Raw genomic sequence first — 18347 nt, 5'->3', positions numbered from 1 at the left:
TCGATTTTATTTTAATATTTTTTGAGCAAAGTCCGAGTTTTTCGCTCAGATTTATTTGACGACTTATCGACATTAATTTATGTAATTTTATGAATTTACAATATTTTTTAGATTAATAAATTGAACCATTCACGACAATGTGTTATCAATAATCTATAGGGTTTAAAAGCAAAATTACAGGAGATTGTTCCATGTCATATCAAAACATTTTAGTACCTGTCGATGGTTCAGAAATCTCGTTTTCTGCAGTTAAAAAAGCTGCAATTATTGCCAAGGCGTTTAACAGCCAACTCACTTTAATCAGCCTTGTTGCTGAAGACCCATTTACCGATGCAGACTTCTATTATTCTTCATCAATCATGAAAGAATATTTCGTACAAGCTTATGCAAATGCAGAATCCGCATTAAAAGAAGCTGTGCAAATTACAACTGAAGTGGGCGTAGAAGCACAAAGTAAGATTATTAAAGGCCAAGTTTCTGCTGAAGGTGTAGTAGATGCAGCCAATGAAGTCAAAGCTGATTTGATCGTGATGGGTTCACATGGTCGCAAAGGATTTAAGAAAATGCTGCTCGGCAGCTTCGCACAAGATGTACTCAGCAATACTGAATTACCCGTGTTGGTTGTAAAAGCTTAAGATGACCAAGCCCACACAATGTGGGCTTTTTTGTATTCAGCACACCCTTCACTAATAAGCTTACCCTTTTGTCTAATTCATACAATATCGTGAATAGAGCAAGATTAGATTGATAACATTTAAAATATTAAGGAAGCAGATATGAGTCAATATCAACAAATTTTAGTCCCTGTGGATGAATCTCCAATTTCATATTCTGCTGTTGAACATGCACTCAGCTTGGCTAAAAGTCAAAATGCACAAGTGACCATTGTCAGTGTTGTTGCTGTTGATCCATTTGTTGGTGTCGATTTCTATGCTGTTGCACCCGCAATCACTGAATATTTTATGCAAGCTGAAAAAAGTGCTCAGCTGCGTTTAGAAGATATCAAACAAACCTTTGTACGCGATGGTATCGAGGTTAAAACCCGTTTGATTCATGGTGTATCGCCAACTGAAGGGATTTTACAAGTGGCTGATGAAATCTCTGCAGACTTAATCATCATGGGTTCGCATGGACGCACAGGTTTGAAAAAAGCCATGCTGGGCAGCGTAGCACAAAATATTTTAACGCAGTGCCCAATTCCTGTTTTGATCATCAAGCAATAAACTAAGATTCAAAGAAAAGCCCTCAATTGAGGGCTTTTCTTCTTTTAGATCAATTAAAAACGTTGTTTAAATATACAATTCGTTCTGTAGTTTTCTGATTAAAGCATTTGGTATATTGCAACTCTTGATTTTGCGTATTCATCGCCTCATCCCAGTATTGCGAATGCTTTTGATAAGTCTCTTTTTCACTTTCATTTAATGAATAAACACTTTTTTGTGCAAGCACTTTACAGTCGATATCACGCTTTTCAAACCAGTCTGCTTGATCTTGCTGCAACTGCGCCTTTTGTTCATCACTAAAACGATCCCACGTCTGATTGAGACGGTCCACCACTTTGGCATTATCCTGATCTAGCTCTTTCTTACGAATATCCATCGCCTTTTGTGCAAGGCTCATTTGTTGAGATTGACTCTCCATCCCTTGCTGATAGGATTCTTCGTCTCGCTTATTTTGAGCACTATATGCCGCATATAGCACCGCATGACGTGTCACTGTTACAACGCTATCAATTACGTCATTTTGACTTGGGACACTTAAACTTAAACCATCTTTGTCCGTTTTAGTGATGCTATAGCTAAAGTTCCCTTTGAGCTGATCATTGTCCATGCTTAAGCCTGACTCACCATCTTCGAGAGAATCATTCAAAGTATAATTACCACGCTCTTCACAGCCTTCATCACATGGTCGTTCAGCAAAGGCATTTTCAGCACGCTTTTGTAATCCTTTAGGGAAAACCACCAACAATTGACTGCTACATTCCAATGTTTTGGCTTTATTAGGGTCTTCAGTTAAAGTCGTGACATTTTGAATGTTAAATTTTAGATTTTTTACAATCAGATCCATGAGTTGCTGATCAGCTTCATAATCGGACTGACGTATTTCTTTGTTTAATTCTTTGAGATATTCGTTTTTTAAGTGATCTTGCAATTGGTCAATATTGGCTTGTGCAGTACAACTCCAATCTTCCAAAGCAGGCGCTTCCGTTTTGGCTTCAGTATCTTTTTTATTTTTAAAATTATCACAGCCGGATATCAATGCCGCAGACAACATGAGGCTCGTGATGACTATTTTTTTCATTGTATAAGTACCATTATGATTTTATTCTTCGGGCGTATTTTACTCAAAATTACAGCGCTTTGACGAGAAAAATCCCCGCATGTGCAGGGATTTTTTATATATCATCTCATTTAGTACGGTTTTAATTGGTCTTTTCAGTCACGCCTTCATTGGTAACATCTCGTACTTTGCCATTCTCAGTATTTAAAACTTCAAACTCAATACGTCGGTTTTTGAATTGACCTTCTTTGGTGCTGTTTTCTGCTACCGGTTTTTCTTGACCATAACCCACCGCTTGAAGCTGTGCAGGATCAACGCCTTTCGACACCAAATAATCCACCACAGCTTGTGCACGCTCTTGCGATAAAGCTTTATTCGCTTCCGCATTACCCACAGCGTCGGTATGACCTTGTACAGTCAGATGTACTTCTGTAGCGCGCTGCATTAACGCTGCCGCTTGATCCAAAATCGATTTATTCACGTCAGGAATATCAGATGAACCTGTCGCAAAATTAATAATTTGTAAGTTCAGCGCAGTCGCAACATCTAGCGCACGAACTTGTTCAGGGTTAATACTCGCTAATGCTTTTTGTGCATCAGTAATACTGTTATCTACTGCAGTTTGTTCGCTCACGCCTTCTTGAACCAATACCGTCATATTTTTTGCTAAAGGCTTAATTTGATTGGCAAGGTTTTGAGCATCCGCAGGATTTTGCGACAAAATCGATAACTGATTTTCGGTCCAGGTTAAAGTGGTATTTGGCACACCTTTAAGTTTTTGCAGAACCGTTGGAATGGTATCTTGATCAATAAATTGAGTATGGTAACTGGCATCGGATGTTGCACCACAGCCCGTATTAAAGTTAAAGATCTGTTTGACTTGTTGCTGCAAAATTTCAAGATAGTTTGAATCACCTGTTTGAATTTGACAGTTGGTTAACTGCCCATCCGCACCAGTGCTAAATTGCAAATGTGCTGGCTGAGATGCCGCAGGCTGTGCAACCGTTGTTGCAGAGGTGGTTGGTTCTTGTTTATTGGTACAAGACTTAAACCAAAATGCGATCAGACCCAATAATATAAGCAGCGCAATAATCGGCAATAACCAATTCGAGCGTTTTTCTTCAACGATAACAGGCGTTGGTTCAACGGTAGGCGCTTGGTGTAATGTACGACCGGCTGCTGTGTTTATCCCTAAACCTGCGAGTAAAGGTACAGCCCATTGTGGGAGTGCTGCCAAAATGCTATCTGCATGACTATCGAGTAAATGCGTGATTGCGACGGGATCAGATGAACCCGCTTCATTTTCAAGCACCCCTATGGTTGGGGCGATCGAATGATTCAAGGTCTGCTCTATTTCTGACGCTGGAGCAGCACCGCCACCAAGATGTTGCAGAAATTGATCTTTTAATGTGGGATTCGCCGAGAAAATATCACTAATTCGTGGATTTAACTGTTTTTGAAAGGCATCAATAAATTCAGGTTTGGATCGAAAAATATTTAACAGGAATGGAATAAATTGGCTAATGGCTGAATTTTTTTCAGTTAAATATTGTGTATCACCGTCCAGCACAATCGAGGAGACGTGCTGCTTAATCAGCGCTAATAAGTCTATATTCATATTTGTACTCCATGCAGTTGTCATTATTTTCATGTGTACTTTAGTTTATATGCTTATTTTTTGATCAAATGTAATAATTTGTTCGGACTTATCAGCGCGTTAATTTCTTTTTATTTTCAATATATTAATTTCAATCCTCATAAAAAAAAGCCAGCTGAAGCTGACTTTTTAGATATGAAATTAAAATGCTAGGACTCAACATTTTCCATGTTGAGCTTCAGCTTAAACAGCATAAAAAGCTTGAAGCACTTTGCCTTTGACTGTGTGCTGAATTAATGGTGTGTTCTTACCATTTGACACAATCGTGTCTTTATTGATGGTCCATTCATGCTCTGGATCAACCAGTACCCAGCCCGCTTCATCCGCCCAACGTTGTTGCATATTGGCTACTTTAGCAGGTGCGAGTGTAACTTTCTCAACCCATTCCAGTGGGCTTAATAGGCCTTCTTGAATCAATTGAATACCAAAAGGTACATAGGTATCAAATGCAGTAAAACCGGGCTGTGTTTCAGCAAATGGCGCCATTTTCGCTGAGCTGCTCAGCGGCTCATGATGCGTACAAATTGCATCAATCACACCGTCTTTCACTGCTTGGCGGAGCAAGTCTTTATCTTGCTCAGAACGCAGCGGCGGACGCACATGCGCAAGTGAATTAAAGCCGTCGATCAACTGATCAGTTAAATGCAATTGGTGCATGGCTACATCGCAAGTCACCGGTAAGCCTTTTGCTTTGGCATGTTTAATCAATTCAACAGATGCGCCTGATGACAACAGACCAAAGTGCGCACGCACTTTAGTAGCTTCAATCATCAGTAAATATTTTGCAATGGCTACGGTTTCCGCTAATGCAGGGATCATCGGTAAACCTTGACGAGATGCGACAAAGCCTTCATGCACACAGCCATCTTTGGCAATCTGCGGTTCTTCGGCATAGAACACAACGGTCATGTTCAGACCCGCAGCATATTCCAAGGTACGAATCACCACATCATCGTCCATAAATGGCGCATTAGCATTCGATACCGCAGTACAGCCACCTTTTTTCAAACCCGCCATATTCGCAGGCTGCTTGCCTAACAAGCCTTGAGTTTGCGCGCCAATCACCTGCAGATAAATGCCACCATCAATCATGGCTTTTTCTACCAGGCCATGAATCAATGCACCATTGTCTTGCACAATCGGTTTAGAGTCAGGCGGCGTAAACACATGCAAAATACCATTCGCACGCGCAGCCTTACCTTCTGACTTTAAAGTACCGTGTTGCTGCTGACCCGGCTCTCGTAAACGCGCGCAAAGGTCAACCATACTTGGCATCAGCCATTTGCCTTGACCATCAATGGTTTCAGCGGCATTGCTTTCGGCAACCAATCGGCCATTTTCAATATAAACTGTCTGTACGCTGTCAGTTTGATTGATTGGATCTAAGACACGTACATTTTCAACTTTAACAATACTCATGACTATCCCTTAAACCGCAATCGCTTCAATTAAACCTTTTTCTTGCAACTGACCTTGCATTGCCAAAGCCAGTACTGCCATACGCACCGCAATACCATTGGTCACCTGATGTAAAATCACTGACTGAGTGCCATCGGCAATACTTGAGTCAATTTCAACACCACGGTTCATTGGTCCCGGATGCATCACGATGCAGTCAGGTTTAGCCAAAGCCAGACGCTCTTTATTCAAACCATACATTTTGTAGAATTCGGCTTGAGATGACAGCGCAGGAGAATCAATACGTTCGTTTTGAATACGTAAAGTAATAATCACATCGCAGTCTTGAATGCCGTCTTCCATATTGTTGAACAGACGAATGCCTTCGCCATAATCATCAAAACCGTAAGGCAGCAAAGTATTTGGCGCAATCACACGAATATCTTTACAGCCTAATGTTTGCAATGCAGCGACATCTGAGCGGGCAACTCGAGAATGCTTAATATCACCAATAATGGCAATGGAAATGTCTTCAAAATTCTTTTTGGTTTCGCGGCGAATCGTCAACATATCCAACATGGCTTGCGTAGGATGCGCATGACGGCCATCGCCAGCATTGATGATTGCCACATGCGGACATACATCTTTCGCAATAAAGTGTGGCGCACCTGACGATGAATGACGAACCACAAAAATGTCGGTCGCCATCGCTTCTAAATTCCACAAGGTATCGCGTAGTGTCTCGCCTTTTGATGTACTTGAACGTGCAATATCAATGTTCAATACGTTTGCAGACAGACGTTTTGCTGCCGCTTCAAAAGTGGTACGGGTACGTGTTGAATTTTCAAAAAACAGGTTCATTACCGTACGACCTTCTAAAAGGTTGTTGGTAATCAGCTGATTTTGGTCATTAAAAAAGGACTGTGCAGTGTCCAATATTTTTGTGAGAGTTTCTTTAGAAAGGCCTTCGATGGTGAGGAAATGTTTTAAGTTACCATCTTGGTTGAGTTGAATCTGGCTCGGTGTATGCAATGCCGCCAAGTGCATGAGAGATTCCTTATCGTTAAGTTAACGCATTATACAGAGAATCTTGGCAAATGGCAGTTGAAGTTTTCAACGTTCAATGCAAACGTATGATGTTATTCAAAATGAATTTTCAAATTCCTATCTATCATTTCAATTAGATAAATTAAACGTTTTAAATTAAACTTCACCTTTACCCTTTCAAAAAGCCTTCAAACAGGACTTCAATCCACCTTTATTTTTAATTGAATTGGATACTTTCAAAAAAAATAAAGTTCAGCTATAAACAACCGTCTTCTGCACAGTTCAACAACTCCTGAAACATGAAAGAAGGTTGATACGTCAGGCTGCGCGCAGCAGGAAATATATGCCGCTGCTCACAGCAGGATTGAGTTAACGCAATGCGCCAATATAACGATGCGCAACCTGCGCTTTACAGATGTCTTCCGCAGTCGGTTCGCTCATTAAAATTTCAGCTGTTTCAGATTGAACTGAGCTAACTATTGGTTCTTCTGGTGCTGAAACTGCAACTTCATGCAAATTCAACTCACTATATAAACGTGCAACTAAACGAGATAATTCAGGATCAGCCGTTTCCAAAGCCAAGTTAGAAACAAAGCGTGCATATTCTGCGTTCTCTACCACATATAACGCGTCAATAACCCGACCTGACACACGACGTAAACGCGCGTAAATTAAAGTGGCGATTGAAAATGCGTTTGATTGACTATTGATTGCCAGCCCTGTCATAAATACCCCCAATGATATCAATATTATAAAGATCGAATTTTGATCAGAGTTATAGCAATTTTTGTACCATTAAGTGATATTTCTCACAATGTACACAGAATAAATTTGATAAAGTCATTCAAATCTACCGATATTTCTCCAGTTTCAGCGCAATATCGTCCGCCCAAATCCCCGAAAATACGTTAAAATATGCGATTGCTTTTTTGCCTTTGGAAATTTACATGAATTCGAAACCGCGTCTTTCTACATATTGGGTTACCTGTGCAGATGGACTGGAAACCTTACTCCGCGAGGAAATTGAAGGTTTAGGTGTTCAAAATATTGAACAGTTCCCGGGTCGTCTTGTATTCAAAGGCACACTTGAAGATGCATACCGTATTTGCATGTGGTCACGTTTGGCTTCACGTGTACTCACCCCCATTCATACACATGAATTAGAGTTCACACATGATGCACGTGATGTAGCGGAAGAGCTCTATGAAGGTGCAATAAACTTTGACTGGTCACTTATTTTTGCACCACAAAGTACATTTGCCGTTCGTTTACATATCGAACGTGACATCAAAGTCAATTCTCAGTTCGCAACTTTACGTGTCAAAGATGGTGTGGTCGATTCCTTTATGGAAGCTGTGGGCAAACGTCCTAGCATTGACATTAAGCAACCTGAAATTACATTGTATGTATTAGCTGGCAAAACTGAACATACTTATTGCTTAGATTTATCAGGTGACTCTCTGCATAAACGCGGCTACCGTCGCTACATGACAGATGCACCGATTAAAGAAAACTTAGCGGCTGCCATCTTACAGAAAGCAAAACTTAAACAGCATCAACCCGATATTATCTTGGACCCAATGTGTGGTTCAGGGACATTTATCATTGAATCTTTAATGATTTTGACTGACCGCGCGCCAGGCCTTGTTCGTCGTTTTGGTTTTAATGGTTGGAATGGTCATGACCATGAACTTTGGATGTCGATCAAAGGCGAAGCTGCTGAACGTCATAAAGCTGCACTTGAAAACCCTCTCCCACAATTCTATGCATTTGATGCCGACTGGGAAGCGGTAAAAGCGACTAAACAAAATATTATCGCGGCAGGTTTCGAATCTGTACTTGATCAAATTAAGATTGAAGAACGTACACTTGCGGACTGGCCAGATTTCCAAGCGACGGGTAAGAAAAGCTTTGTTGTCACCAACCCTCCATACGGCGAGCGTTTAGGTGATAAAGCCTCTAACCGCGCACTGTATTTAGGTCTATCAGCATTATTACAAAAAAACTTTCCGAACCAGCCTGCTGCGATTATTGCAGCACAAGTTGAACAGGCCGATGTCCTTGCCTTTAATGATCCGCAAATTTTGCGTTTGATGAATGGTAAGCTGCCAATTTACGTCCGTTTTGGTACAGTCAAACCTGCGGCAGTTCAAAAGCCTTTCCTCGAGCATTGGGAACCTCAACAATTTGAAAAAATTGAAGGTGCAGAAGACTTTACTAACCGTCTGCAAAAAAACATGCAGAATCTTAAAAAATGGGCAGTTAAAGAAAATATTTTCTGTCTACGTTTATATGATGCCGATTTGCCAGACTTTAATGTCGCGGTAGATTTGTATGGTGATCGTTTACACGTACAAGAATACGCACCACCGAAAAAAATTGACCCGGAAAAAGCCAAAAAACGCTTTAACTTAGCACTTCAAGCGATTCGTGCAGTGACAGGCTTAGGTCGTGATGCGATTTTCATTAAAACACGTGCCCGCCAAGAAGGTAAAAATCAGTACACCAAACAAAGTACCGCGTCTAAACGTTTTATCGTTCAAGAAGGCAAAGCAAAGATTTTGGTGAACCTAACAGACTACCTCGATACAGGTTTGTTCCTTGACCATCGTCAAATGCGTCTACGTATTGCCAAAGAAGCCAAAGGTAAACACTTCCTGAACTTATATAGCTATACCTCTACAGCGAGCTTACATGCAGCGCTTGGCGGTGCAGCAAGTACGACCAGTGTCGATTTGTCAAATACCTACCTAAACTGGTCTAAAGAGAACTTTGTACTGAATGGTTTGACAGTAGATCATGCAGATGAACAACATCAGTTCTTCTCTAGCGACTGTTTTGAATGGTTGAAAGAAGGTCACGAGCAATATGACCTGATCTTTATTGACCCACCAACATTCTCTAACTCTAAAAAGTTCTATGGTACGTTTGATGTCCAACGCGACCATATGTCTTTGCTTAAACGTGCCATGAACCGTTTAACCACTGACGGAACGCTTTACTTCTCAAACAACTACCGTGGTTTTGAGATGGACGATGTGATCATGGCAATGTTTGACGTTGAAGAAATCAGCAATGAAACCATTGGCCTAGACTTTAAACGTAATACCAAAATTCACCGTGCATGGAAAATCACTCATCCACAAATCTAAGGTTTAACTTTAGAAATTCCTGATCTATGAAATGAAGCACGTCAGTGCTTCATTTCAACCACGACGCCATCTGGATACGTTACTCGAATATTTTCGTGTCGCTCTTGCAGCACGATACGGTTAATCGGTGCTACTTCTGGAGATTGTATTAACCCGACCTGATCCGCTGCCCTTTTCTTTTGAAGCAAATAATCACTCATAGTTGAACCTTCAAGCTGGGCCTCCTGAATGATCTTATTATTACGATTAGATTTATGATTTGAATTTTGCTGCTGCTCTTCTTTGGGTTTAGCTGCCTCACTCTCAATAATATCTAAGGTTTCTTCACTAAACTGTTTTTTACCTTGCGTTTCATTCGACAAACGCTGATCTGAAATTGAAGTACCCGCAAAAGCGGTAGACTGAACAGCGATCAGAAAAATGCTACTAATAAGACTATGTTTTACCCAAGAACATTTAGGCATGGATGATTGAACAAGTTTCCGTCTAAAAAAATAATCGTGTGACATCGTGTCTTTCCTATTGTTGTTTTGATTGGCTAGTTGCCCATTGACGCTAGCAACTTTTCAACTGTTCAACAATGGCTAGGCCGCTGTGTTCCGATAAAGTGAACATCATGATTCCGCAGCTAAAAATATGAAACCGTCAATCAATGACGGTTTTATATTTTCAAACTAAACGACTAACGACTTGTTGCTTATTTCTTTTGTATGGCTTGACCAAAAAGCTTTTGACCGAACTTATATTGCATACTCATGACCATGTTATCGCCATCGCGCTTGCCTTGCCCTGATGTTTCAAAACCAGCAAACATGGCTTCAGCTTCCTGTCCTGACAAACTTTTGCCCTGTAATTGCAAAAAGTTATTCATGATTGCAGTCATCATATTTTTATCAAAACTTAAGTCTGCTTGAAAATCCAGTAAGCTCGGCACCATTTTAATAAAAGACTCCATTGAGGCATGGTGACCCGGCATGACTTTCCCCACGACATTTGCAGAGGCTTTACCTCCACCAATACTGATCGAGTTATCTTTAGACTCAAAATCAAAACCTTGGCTTGCGATAGCTAAGAAAGCTTGAGTCATTTCTTCACTTGATTCACCCACTGCATCACAGGAATTTTCCACCTGATGCAAAAGTTCACTAAATGCACGAACTTTATCTAGATTAACTTTATGCAATGCCAAATTCAGTGCGAGATCTTTGGTGACCGGTGAACCTGGGAAATCCATCTCATCAGCTTTTAAGTAGCCTTCAAAGTCCACATCATGTTTATTTAGTTCGGTCTCCCAACGCAGTTGCATACCACGCATGCCGCCTGAGAACTTTTGATCTAAACGTTTGATAGAAGCCGCTTGGATTTCAAGAAAACCATTTTCAAGATTTTCCTGATTTAAACCTTGATTGGTCTTCATCGAAAAATTTTGCACCATGGTTTGCATTGGACCTTCACTCAACCGAACCACAGGTAAATGGATTGAAAGCTCAGATACCTTAGTGGCTTGCCCTGGTAAACTATTGATTCGAATTTGCAATTGGCTGGCATCAGCTTGTACCGTTGCACCTTGTGCAGTCGTTTTAAATGCAGGAATCTGTAAATCTGTTTTACTTTGACCAATCCAATTGACCAAGGTTTTTGCCGTTAAGTCCGTACCAAAAAGCTTGGCATATTCGGACGTACTTTGTTGTTGAACAATCTTAAAGTTAGAGTTGATGTTATAGCCTTTCAACCCACGTTGAATCTGATCGGTTCCCTTCAACACAATCACTTCTTTGGGTTTACACGGGTCTGTTTTCAGGGTTAATACCCAATCGACTGTTCCACCCATCAAGCCCATTTGATAATTGCTGTACTTTACATCAACATCTTGTACAGCTGCGGACCAATTATTCTGTGTATAAAATTGGGCAAGAGATTTATCTGCATATAAATTCCCTCCCACCACTGCTGCTGAAAGCACCGCTAAACTGCCAATTCCCCACATCAACTTCGACATGTCTTTCTCATTCTGATTATTCTTTGCGCAGTATACTGAAGAACTCAGTTACATAAGTACACAATTAGAATGATTTTAAATGATTGATTTGGCAGTTTTAATTGATTTTTTGATCGTTATCACTTCCTCTATATACGCCCAACTTCAAAATAACTAATACGTTTACGATCAAAAGCAGCGTATGGATTGGCTTTAAAACTATGAAAATAGTGCTTGGCTTTTAACACATGTGAGGTCGTATTTTTCATCCACTCAATACGCGGGTCCTTCTCTGCCAAAGTAATACAATAGGTTTCTTTACCACGTTGCTTTGTCTGCTGTTTTGCATGAAAAATCAAACTTGCAAATACGTCCAGATGTTCAGGATGACATAGCGGACTATGCAACATTAAATAATCAAAGGTTCCATGAATTTTTGGCAGTAATAAAACACCACGCACACTGGCATAGGCATTATAAAAAGGTTTCATCAACTTTAATGACCTTGAATAATCGATCACTCGAGTTTGTTTAAAACTTTTTTGATTCCATAAGCCATAAAGTCCAACCAACTGATTGTGCTGATCGTAAATCAAATAGAAGTCATCTAGATTTAAGCATGCCCAAAATGGATTTTGACCATCTACTAAAGCATTAAAATCATAGCTAGGTAAAAAATTATAATGGTCTTTCATTTTTAAAATGAAATCATTCGCTTCATCTACACGTTCAGCAGTCAGGGTTTTAAATTGATATTGATTGAAAGTTTTTGGTTTCACTGCCTGTGAAACGGTAAAGGTTCGAATTTCATCATAAAAATATGGCAGCGGAAATCCAGATCTTTCATGATGTAAAATACTGGCAGCGACAATATTGTCGTTTAAAACCACACTTTCAAAAATCGTGTCTTGTGGTATTTCATCATGGAGATAGTCCATCAATAAGCGCATGACTTTAGCACCACGATACGCTGGATTCATTCTTAAATCGGCGACATAACGCATCAGGTCAGGCTGACCATTGATATAACAATAACGCCATCCCAAATTCATCATCGCAATCACGATAGATGGATCTTCCACAGGGACAACCACTTTTAAATCTGGACGATTATACTGTGCGTGGCTGGCATCAAAATAACTGGGGTGACGCGCATAAGATAATGTGATGCCATTGCTTGGCATAGTCTCTGCACTAATTTTCATTAGTTGCTCATCATCTTCGACAGTCGCATTTCGAACCGCAAACTTAGTCTCATTCTTTGAATGATATAACGCCGTTTCGTCGAACGGTGCATCTAACACATCGATATCCATCTCAATACTCAATTATTTTTGTTTTCATTTTCTTAAGCGGCTCAGGCTTAATATTCCCTTCAATCATGCCATTGTTCATGGCTAGTGTTTTGTAGTAGTCCCAAGCATCTTGTACATGTACCACTTCAGGTTCATCCAACTGCCCTAGATCGCGTGCCAATTCATAATGAAAATTATGTTTAAGCAAACGGTCTAGTGCTTGAGCGGATGGTTGTTTATCTACATTGCCTTCACTGAGTAAAATATAGTGCGGTTTTTTAACCGAACATTGTTCGATACCCAAGATACTAATCGGCAAATAATCCGCTTGTTTAAACTCTGCAAGCACTTTAACTGCAGCATTGTGGTCGAGCTTTTCTCCGACCAAATCTACTGTCATTTTACGACCTAAAAATTCGAAACATGGCACTTGCTGATAAAAGTCTGTGACTTCTAATTCATCATCAATCACATAACGAATTAATCCTGAACCTGTCGTGATCACAGGACTAACAATATCACCTACTTTCAGTTGCCACGATGGCACCACTTTTTGGCTGTCTTGCAAAATAAATTCATAAAAATGTGACTGATAACTTAAGGTAAAACGCTCTGCAAATGGAATCGTCACTACGCCTTCAGTTGCCCATAAACCTTTACCCTCAAATGCCACCCCTGCAATTCGTTGCTGTAGCTGTACTGCCCATTGCTCTGCGCTCGCTGTATCCCAACTCGAAACCAGACTGAGTTTAGGCCACAGTTTTTTCCACGCCGTTGCTTGGGTTAAATCCAAGTCTTGTAAGCGATAGCATTGTTGACAAGATTTAGGAACTTGCAGAAAACTCAAACCCTCACGTTGCCATTGTCCAGTTTTCAAGACCTGCACAATTTCAGCTTGATGTTCTTGAATGATATCCAACAATTGCAAAGCAAATGTAGGACTCCATACCGAAATCATGCCTAAATGCTTATCTGCAACGAGATACACCGCGGTTGCAAACATGGCATCTTCGGCTGAATTTGCCATCGCAATTTCAGTCGGTACCGATTGAGTAATTTTACTCAACACTCGCTTCGACAGATTAAGCAGCGCACTGTCATCATTTAAATTACTATTTTCTAAAAGCTTTCGCTGGCTTTCAGGCAACCATGAAACCGACCAATAATGCGTTGAATTTTTAAGTTGTGGGTGTGTCAGATATAAATTAGTCAGCCATAAACCAATAGCCTCATCCAGTTCATCTAAAAAAGCCTGAGTATAGGGAATGAATTTAATTGCTTCACTCGACCCACTGGTCGGTTGAAACCGTACAATTTTTTCAGGCCCCAAACTATTTTTGCCACTTTGTCTGGATTGTTCAATTTGGCTTTTCCAATTGCTATAACGAGAAAGCGGATACTTTTTGGCAAATTGCTCATAGCTTAAATTTTGCGAAATGTGCTGCTTTAAAAAATGGCTTAATTTTTTACGTTGCACATTTTCTAGCTGATTTGCCTGCTGTGTATAGCGTTGAAACGCTTTGCGGCAGGCAATATTCAAAACTTGATGTGCAGTGGTGAGAAGCAATCCCATTAGGCCACCTTCGAGTCAGAACCTGTCGCAATATGTAATGTACGTGATTTATAACGTAACTTGCTATCATGTTTGCTCACACTGGTGGTCTTGGTTAAGAATCGATTCACATAACGGTATAAATCGCTCCAGCGTAATTCACCAATGCACGGAAGTTCTGTTCCATCGACCCAAGTTGGGTTCTTATCTTCAAAGAAAGCTATCTTGGTATTATTTTCGCGCATTTCATGGGTGATGGGCGCAACATCTGCTTTGAGTGGTTGATAGTCTTCGCCACAATTCAGCAGACCCGTTTCGTGGTTATAATATTCTGAGAAGTATTCTTTACAGTACGATTCAACAAAGTCTTTGAGATGAGCATTTTTCTCACCATAGTGTGGATAGTAGCTGTAGTAGTTATTGGCTAAGAGCAGATAAGTTTTAAAGCCTTTAGAGATTAAAATCCAATATACAGGGGTTCTTGGATGACGAAATTTAAAACTAATAATATAACGGAACATTGCTCTAGTTAATGCACGATTTCCCCAATACTCTTTCTCAATAATGGTATCTCCACTGAAAAAAGCATGTCGGGCTTTACCATCAACAACAAAGTCACGTTCCATAACCGTCGAAAATCCGACAATTTGATTATTTTTCGGTTCAATAATAAAAAAAACACCGGTTTTTTCTAAGAAGTCGCGTTCAAAAATTTCATAACGGGTATTGGCATAATACTTTTGATAAATACCATACATGCATTTGAGTTCTTGAACAGTGATGTCACCAGTATGTTTATATAAACTATAAGGTTCTTTTTTGATCTGCCTAAGCAGTTTAAATTCCATCATAATCATAATTTCCTGTTGCCATTCATTCTTGATGAACGCGCGATATTGTTTTTGTTTTACAGAACACAGCCATCTCGTTGGATGCGTGCGGGCGTCATATTAGTGGGTGAAAATGATGAAATGCAATGAACTTTACGTATTTAAACGAAAATTACGACAAGCGTAAAATTAAAAAACCCGGCCTAAACCGGGTTTCTGTTTTTACAACTGGATGTAGCAGATTTGTGCTTTTTAGTTGAGTTTTAACTTTTCAAAAGTTAGGTGATCTCCTTCCGCTTGAACGACAATCGTATCGCCCGGTTGGAAAGCACCTGATAAGATTTTCTGTGCCAATGTATTTTCAACTTGTTGTTGGATAGCACGTTTCAGAGGACGTGCGCCATACACAGGGTCAAAACCAGCATCGATAAGTAATTCAAAGGCACTATCTTCAACCGCCAGACTCATGTCTTTATCTGCCAAACGAGAACGTAAGCGATCCAACTGAATATCCGCAATGCCACGAATTTGCGCTTTTTGTAAAGAGTGGAAAACCACCAACTCATCAATACGGTTCACAAATTCTGGACGGAAATGTTCCGAGACAGCAGCCATCACCACAGCACGAACTTCGTCTTTCGACGGGTTTTCACCTAATTCACGAACATCGGTTGAACCTAAGTTCGAGGTCATCACGATCACGGTGTTTTTGAAATCAATCACACGACCTTGTGAGTCTGTTAGTCGACCATCATCCAACACTTGAAGCAAGATGTTAAAGACGTCTGGATGTGCTTTTTCAACCTCATCAAACAACACCACACTATAAGGTTTACGACGTACAGCCTCAGTTAATACACCGCCTTCTTCATAGCCCACATAGCCCGGAGGCGCACCTACCAAACGGCTCACCGAATGCTTTTCCATAAACTCTGACATGTCGATACGAATAATCGCATCATCACTGTCAAATAAGAAATTACCTAGCGCTTTGGTTAACTCAGTTTTACCTACACCTGTAGGCCCAAGGAATAAGAATGAACCACTTGGGCGGTTTGGATCGGATAATCCTGCACGAGAACGACGCACCGCATTCGACACTGCTACGACAGCTTCATCTTGACCCACTACACGGTTATGTAAGAACTCTTCCATATGTAAGAGTTTTTCACGTTCACCTTGCAACATTTTCGCAACAGGAATACCTGTAGCCGCACTTACCACTTCAGCGATTTCATTTTCTGTGACTTTGGTACGAATCAGTTTCGGTTCTTCGTTCACCTCGGCGACTTCTTCTTCATTCAAGCGTTTTTGCAACTCAGGAATAACGCCATATTGCAAACGGCTCGCTTCTGCTAAATCACCTTCACGTTGTGCTTTTTCAAAGGCAGTACGTGCTTTATCTAGCTCGATTTGAGCCTGATTCGTGCCGTCAACCAAACGTTTTTCCGCAATCCACACTTCTTCCAAATCACTATATTCTTTTTGAACTTCAGCAATTTGTTTCTCTAGGTGCTCAACTTCAGCTTTTGAGACTGAATCTGCATCTTTTTTCACGGCTTCAAGTTGCATTTTCAATTGAATTAGGCGACGATCTAAACGGTCTAATGGCTCAGGTTTTGAGTCAATTTCCATTTTAATTCGTGATGCTGCTTCATCAATCAAATCAATGGCTTTGTCTGGTAACTGACGATCTGTGATGTAACGGTGCGACATTTTTGCCGCAGCAATAATCGCTGAGTCTAAAATTTGCACACCATGATGGGTTGCATATTTGTCTTTTAGACCACGTAAAATCGCAATGGTATCTTCCACACTCGGTTCATCAACGATCACTTTTTGGAAACGACGTTCTAGAGCCGCATCTTTTTCGATATATTGACGATATTCATCAAGTGTCGTCGCACCTACACAGCGTAGCTCACCACGCGCTAATGCAGGTTTAAGCATGTTACCAGCATCCATTGCACCATCGCCTTTACCTGCGCCAACAAGCGTATGTAATTCGTCAATGAAAAGAATAATCTCGCCATCATATTTGGCTAAATCTTTTAGAACTGCTTTAAGACGTTCTTCAAATTCACCGCGGTATTTTGCACCTGCAAGCAATGAACCTAAGTCAAGTGAAAGTACACGTTTACCTTTCAGACTTTCAGGAACTTCGCCATTGACGATACGCTGTGCTAAGCCCTCAACGATTGCAGTTTTACCCACACCCGGCTCACCAATCAATACCGGGTTGTTTTTACTACGACGCGATAAAACTTGAATGGTACGACGAATCTCTTCGTCACGACCAATAACTGGATCTAACTTGCCTTCTAATGCACGTGCATTGAGGTCTAAGGTATATTTGTTGAGTGAATCACGTTGATCTTCGTGGTTATTACTCATGACTTGTTCACCGCCTCGTATTTGTTCAATTGCATTGCGTAATTTATCTGTCGTTACGCCTACACTATTTAATAAGGTTTTGGTTTTACCCGTTTCAGCTAAACCTAGAATCACCCAATCTGTAGAAAGAAACTCATCTCCAGCTTTTTGAGCAAAACTGTCAGCTAAATTCAGCGCCTTGACTGCTTCAGGATTTAGGTTGATGTCCCCTGTCGGCGTAGCAATGGTGGCGGTATCCTGTAGGGCTTGCTGAAGTTTGGTTTTTAACTCAGGAAGATTAGCACCTGCCTGTTGTAACAAGCTTTGGTTCGAAGGCTCTTCAAGCAATGTCGAAAGAATATGGATTCCTTCAATGGCTGTATGGTCTTTCCCCATTGCTAAAGATTGGGCATCGGATAATGCTTGCTGCAAACGGTTTGTGAATTTTTCGAATCGCATTCTTGTTATTCCTCACAACAAATTCTGTACTTGAAGCATATATGGGAGTCATATTTAAAATTTCAAATACATTTTTTAAATATTTTTCAATGAGTTAATTTTAAGATAAAGATAAATCTCAATTATAATATTGGTATAAATAGAATACTTTTCAAGTCATTTATTGAAGAATTTAGTACTTTATTCTTTGTACACGACAAAAAAAGATAACTCATTGAAATAATGGCATAATACTTGTTTTCTGACGACGAATATGATGACACATTTCAATGAGTTACATCTCATCTTAAACAAATATCTAAAGTGGAACAAGTCACATGCAAAAT

At 40.3% G+C, this 18347-nt stretch carries 14 protein-coding genes; 3 read left to right on the top strand and 11 right to left on the bottom strand.

The annotated features are described in order from the left end of the window. Window positions 1-191: 191 nt before the first annotated feature. Both FTV03_RS09285 and FTV03_RS09280 read left to right on the top strand, forming a co-directional pair. Complete coding sequence (locus FTV03_RS09285; RefSeq protein WP_180041145.1) at window positions 192-635, top strand: universal stress protein; 444 nt, start codon at window positions 192-194, stop codon at window positions 633-635. Window positions 636-776: 141 nt separating this feature from the next. Beyond that, window positions 777-1223, top strand: coding sequence for a universal stress protein (locus FTV03_RS09280; protein ID WP_078188616.1), 447 nt, complete (start codon window positions 777-779; stop codon window positions 1221-1223). Window positions 1224-1272: 49 nt separating this feature from the next. Here the strand turns inward: FTV03_RS09280 and FTV03_RS09275 are convergent, their stop codons facing one another. From FTV03_RS09275 to FTV03_RS09255, 5 genes are all read right to left on the bottom strand, one after another. Then, the gene (locus tag FTV03_RS09275; protein WP_180041144.1) at window positions 1273-2301 is read right to left on the bottom strand and encodes a DUF1311 domain-containing protein; all 1029 of its coding nucleotides are present in this window, start codon (window positions 2299-2301) and stop codon (window positions 1273-1275) included. Between the two features lie 121 nt (window positions 2302-2422). Further along, on the bottom strand, window positions 2423-3898 hold the full coding sequence (locus FTV03_RS09270) for an OmpA family protein (RefSeq protein ID WP_180041143.1): 1476 nt from the start codon (window positions 3896-3898) through the stop codon (window positions 2423-2425). A gap of 222 nt (window positions 3899-4120) precedes the next feature. Then, complete coding sequence (locus tag FTV03_RS09265; protein WP_180041142.1) at window positions 4121-5356, bottom strand: dihydroorotase; 1236 nt, start codon at window positions 5354-5356, stop codon at window positions 4121-4123. Between the two features lie 9 nt (window positions 5357-5365). Continuing rightward, window positions 5366-6382, bottom strand: coding sequence for an aspartate carbamoyltransferase catalytic subunit (locus FTV03_RS09260; protein WP_180041141.1), 1017 nt, complete (start codon window positions 6380-6382; stop codon window positions 5366-5368). 369 nt (window positions 6383-6751) lie between these two features. Then, window positions 6752-7108, bottom strand: a complete 357-nt coding sequence (locus tag FTV03_RS09255) for a hypothetical protein (protein ID WP_180041140.1) — start codon at window positions 7106-7108, stop codon at window positions 6752-6754. Window positions 7109-7329: 221 nt separating this feature from the next. Between FTV03_RS09255 and rlmKL the strand changes: the two genes are divergently transcribed. Further along, window positions 7330-9534, top strand: coding sequence for a bifunctional 23S rRNA (guanine(2069)-N(7))-methyltransferase RlmK/23S rRNA (guanine(2445)-N(2))-methyltransferase RlmL (gene rlmKL / locus FTV03_RS09250; RefSeq protein ID WP_078188622.1), 2205 nt, complete (start codon window positions 7330-7332; stop codon window positions 9532-9534). 41 nt (window positions 9535-9575) lie between these two features. On the opposite strand, the gene FTV03_RS09245 is transcribed toward rlmKL, so the two are convergent. The 6 genes from FTV03_RS09245 to clpB all read right to left on the bottom strand — a co-directional run bounded on the left by FTV03_RS09245 (window position 9576) and on the right by clpB (window position 18021). Continuing rightward, on the bottom strand, window positions 9576-9998 hold the full coding sequence (locus FTV03_RS09245; protein ID WP_168377771.1) for a hypothetical protein: 423 nt from the start codon (window positions 9996-9998) through the stop codon (window positions 9576-9578). A 233-nt stretch (window positions 9999-10231) separates the two neighbouring features. Further along, window positions 10232-11533, bottom strand: coding sequence for a DUF945 family protein (locus FTV03_RS09240; RefSeq protein ID WP_180041138.1), 1302 nt, complete (start codon window positions 11531-11533; stop codon window positions 10232-10234). Between the two features lie 128 nt (window positions 11534-11661). Continuing rightward, window positions 11662-12828, bottom strand: a complete 1167-nt coding sequence (locus FTV03_RS09235; protein ID WP_180041137.1) for a GNAT family N-acetyltransferase — start codon at window positions 12826-12828, stop codon at window positions 11662-11664. A gap of 1 nt (window position 12829) precedes the next feature. Further along, on the bottom strand, window positions 12830-14380 hold the full coding sequence (locus FTV03_RS09230) for a GH3 auxin-responsive promoter family protein (protein WP_180041135.1): 1551 nt from the start codon (window positions 14378-14380) through the stop codon (window positions 12830-12832). Next, window positions 14380-15210 (bottom strand): hypothetical protein, encoded by an 831-nt coding sequence (locus FTV03_RS09225; protein ID WP_180041133.1) that lies wholly within the window; start codon window positions 15208-15210, stop codon window positions 14380-14382. Before FTV03_RS09225 ends, FTV03_RS09230 begins: the two co-directional genes overlap by 1 nt. A gap of 231 nt (window positions 15211-15441) precedes the next feature. Next, complete coding sequence (gene clpB / locus FTV03_RS09220; protein WP_180026445.1) at window positions 15442-18021, bottom strand: ATP-dependent chaperone ClpB; 2580 nt, start codon at window positions 18019-18021, stop codon at window positions 15442-15444. Between the last annotated feature and the right edge of the window lie 326 nt (window positions 18022-18347).

Origin of the sequence: Acinetobacter sp. YH12218 (genome assembly GCF_013417925.1) — a bacterium.
Classification (GTDB): domain Bacteria; phylum Pseudomonadota; class Gammaproteobacteria; order Pseudomonadales; family Moraxellaceae; genus Acinetobacter; species Acinetobacter amyesii.
The sequence above is the reverse complement of the archived record's forward strand: the minus strand, read 5'-3'. Positions and strand labels throughout refer to the sequence as shown.

Bases quoted from the DNA above. Each gene is read 5' to 3' on its own strand.
- FTV03_RS09285 (WP_180041145.1), top strand. From the start codon at position 192: ATGTCATATCAAAACATTTTAGTACCTGTCGATGGTTCAGAAATCTCG.
- FTV03_RS09280 (WP_078188616.1), top strand. From the start codon at position 777: ATGAGTCAATATCAACAAATTTTAGTCCCTGTGGATGAATCTCCAATT.
- FTV03_RS09275 (WP_180041144.1), bottom strand. From the start codon at position 2,301: ATGAAAAAAATAGTCATCACGAGCCTCATGTTGTCTGCGGCATTGATA.
- FTV03_RS09270 (WP_180041143.1), bottom strand. From the start codon at position 3,898: ATGAATATAGACTTATTAGCGCTGATTAAGCAGCACGTCTCCTCGATT.
- FTV03_RS09265 (WP_180041142.1), bottom strand. From the start codon at position 5,356: ATGAGTATTGTTAAAGTTGAAAATGTACGTGTCTTAGATCCAATCAAT.
- FTV03_RS09260 (WP_180041141.1), bottom strand. From the start codon at position 6,382: ATGCACTTGGCGGCATTGCATACACCGAGCCAGATTCAACTCAACCAA.
- FTV03_RS09255 (WP_180041140.1), bottom strand. From the start codon at position 7,108: ATGACAGGGCTGGCAATCAATAGTCAATCAAACGCATTTTCAATCGCC.
- rlmKL (WP_078188622.1), top strand. From the start codon at position 7,330: ATGAATTCGAAACCGCGTCTTTCTACATATTGGGTTACCTGTGCAGAT.
- FTV03_RS09245 (WP_168377771.1), bottom strand. From the start codon at position 9,998: ATGCCTAAATGTTCTTGGGTAAAACATAGTCTTATTAGTAGCATTTTT.
- FTV03_RS09240 (WP_180041138.1), bottom strand. From the start codon at position 11,533: ATGTCGAAGTTGATGTGGGGAATTGGCAGTTTAGCGGTGCTTTCAGCA.
- FTV03_RS09235 (WP_180041137.1), bottom strand. From the start codon at position 12,828: ATGGATATCGATGTGTTAGATGCACCGTTCGACGAAACGGCGTTATAT.
- FTV03_RS09230 (WP_180041135.1), bottom strand. From the start codon at position 14,380: ATGGGATTGCTTCTCACCACTGCACATCAAGTTTTGAATATTGCCTGC.
- FTV03_RS09225 (WP_180041133.1), bottom strand. From the start codon at position 15,210: ATGATGGAATTTAAACTGCTTAGGCAGATCAAAAAAGAACCTTATAGT.
- clpB (WP_180026445.1), bottom strand. From the start codon at position 18,021: ATGCGATTCGAAAAATTCACAAACCGTTTGCAGCAAGCATTATCCGAT.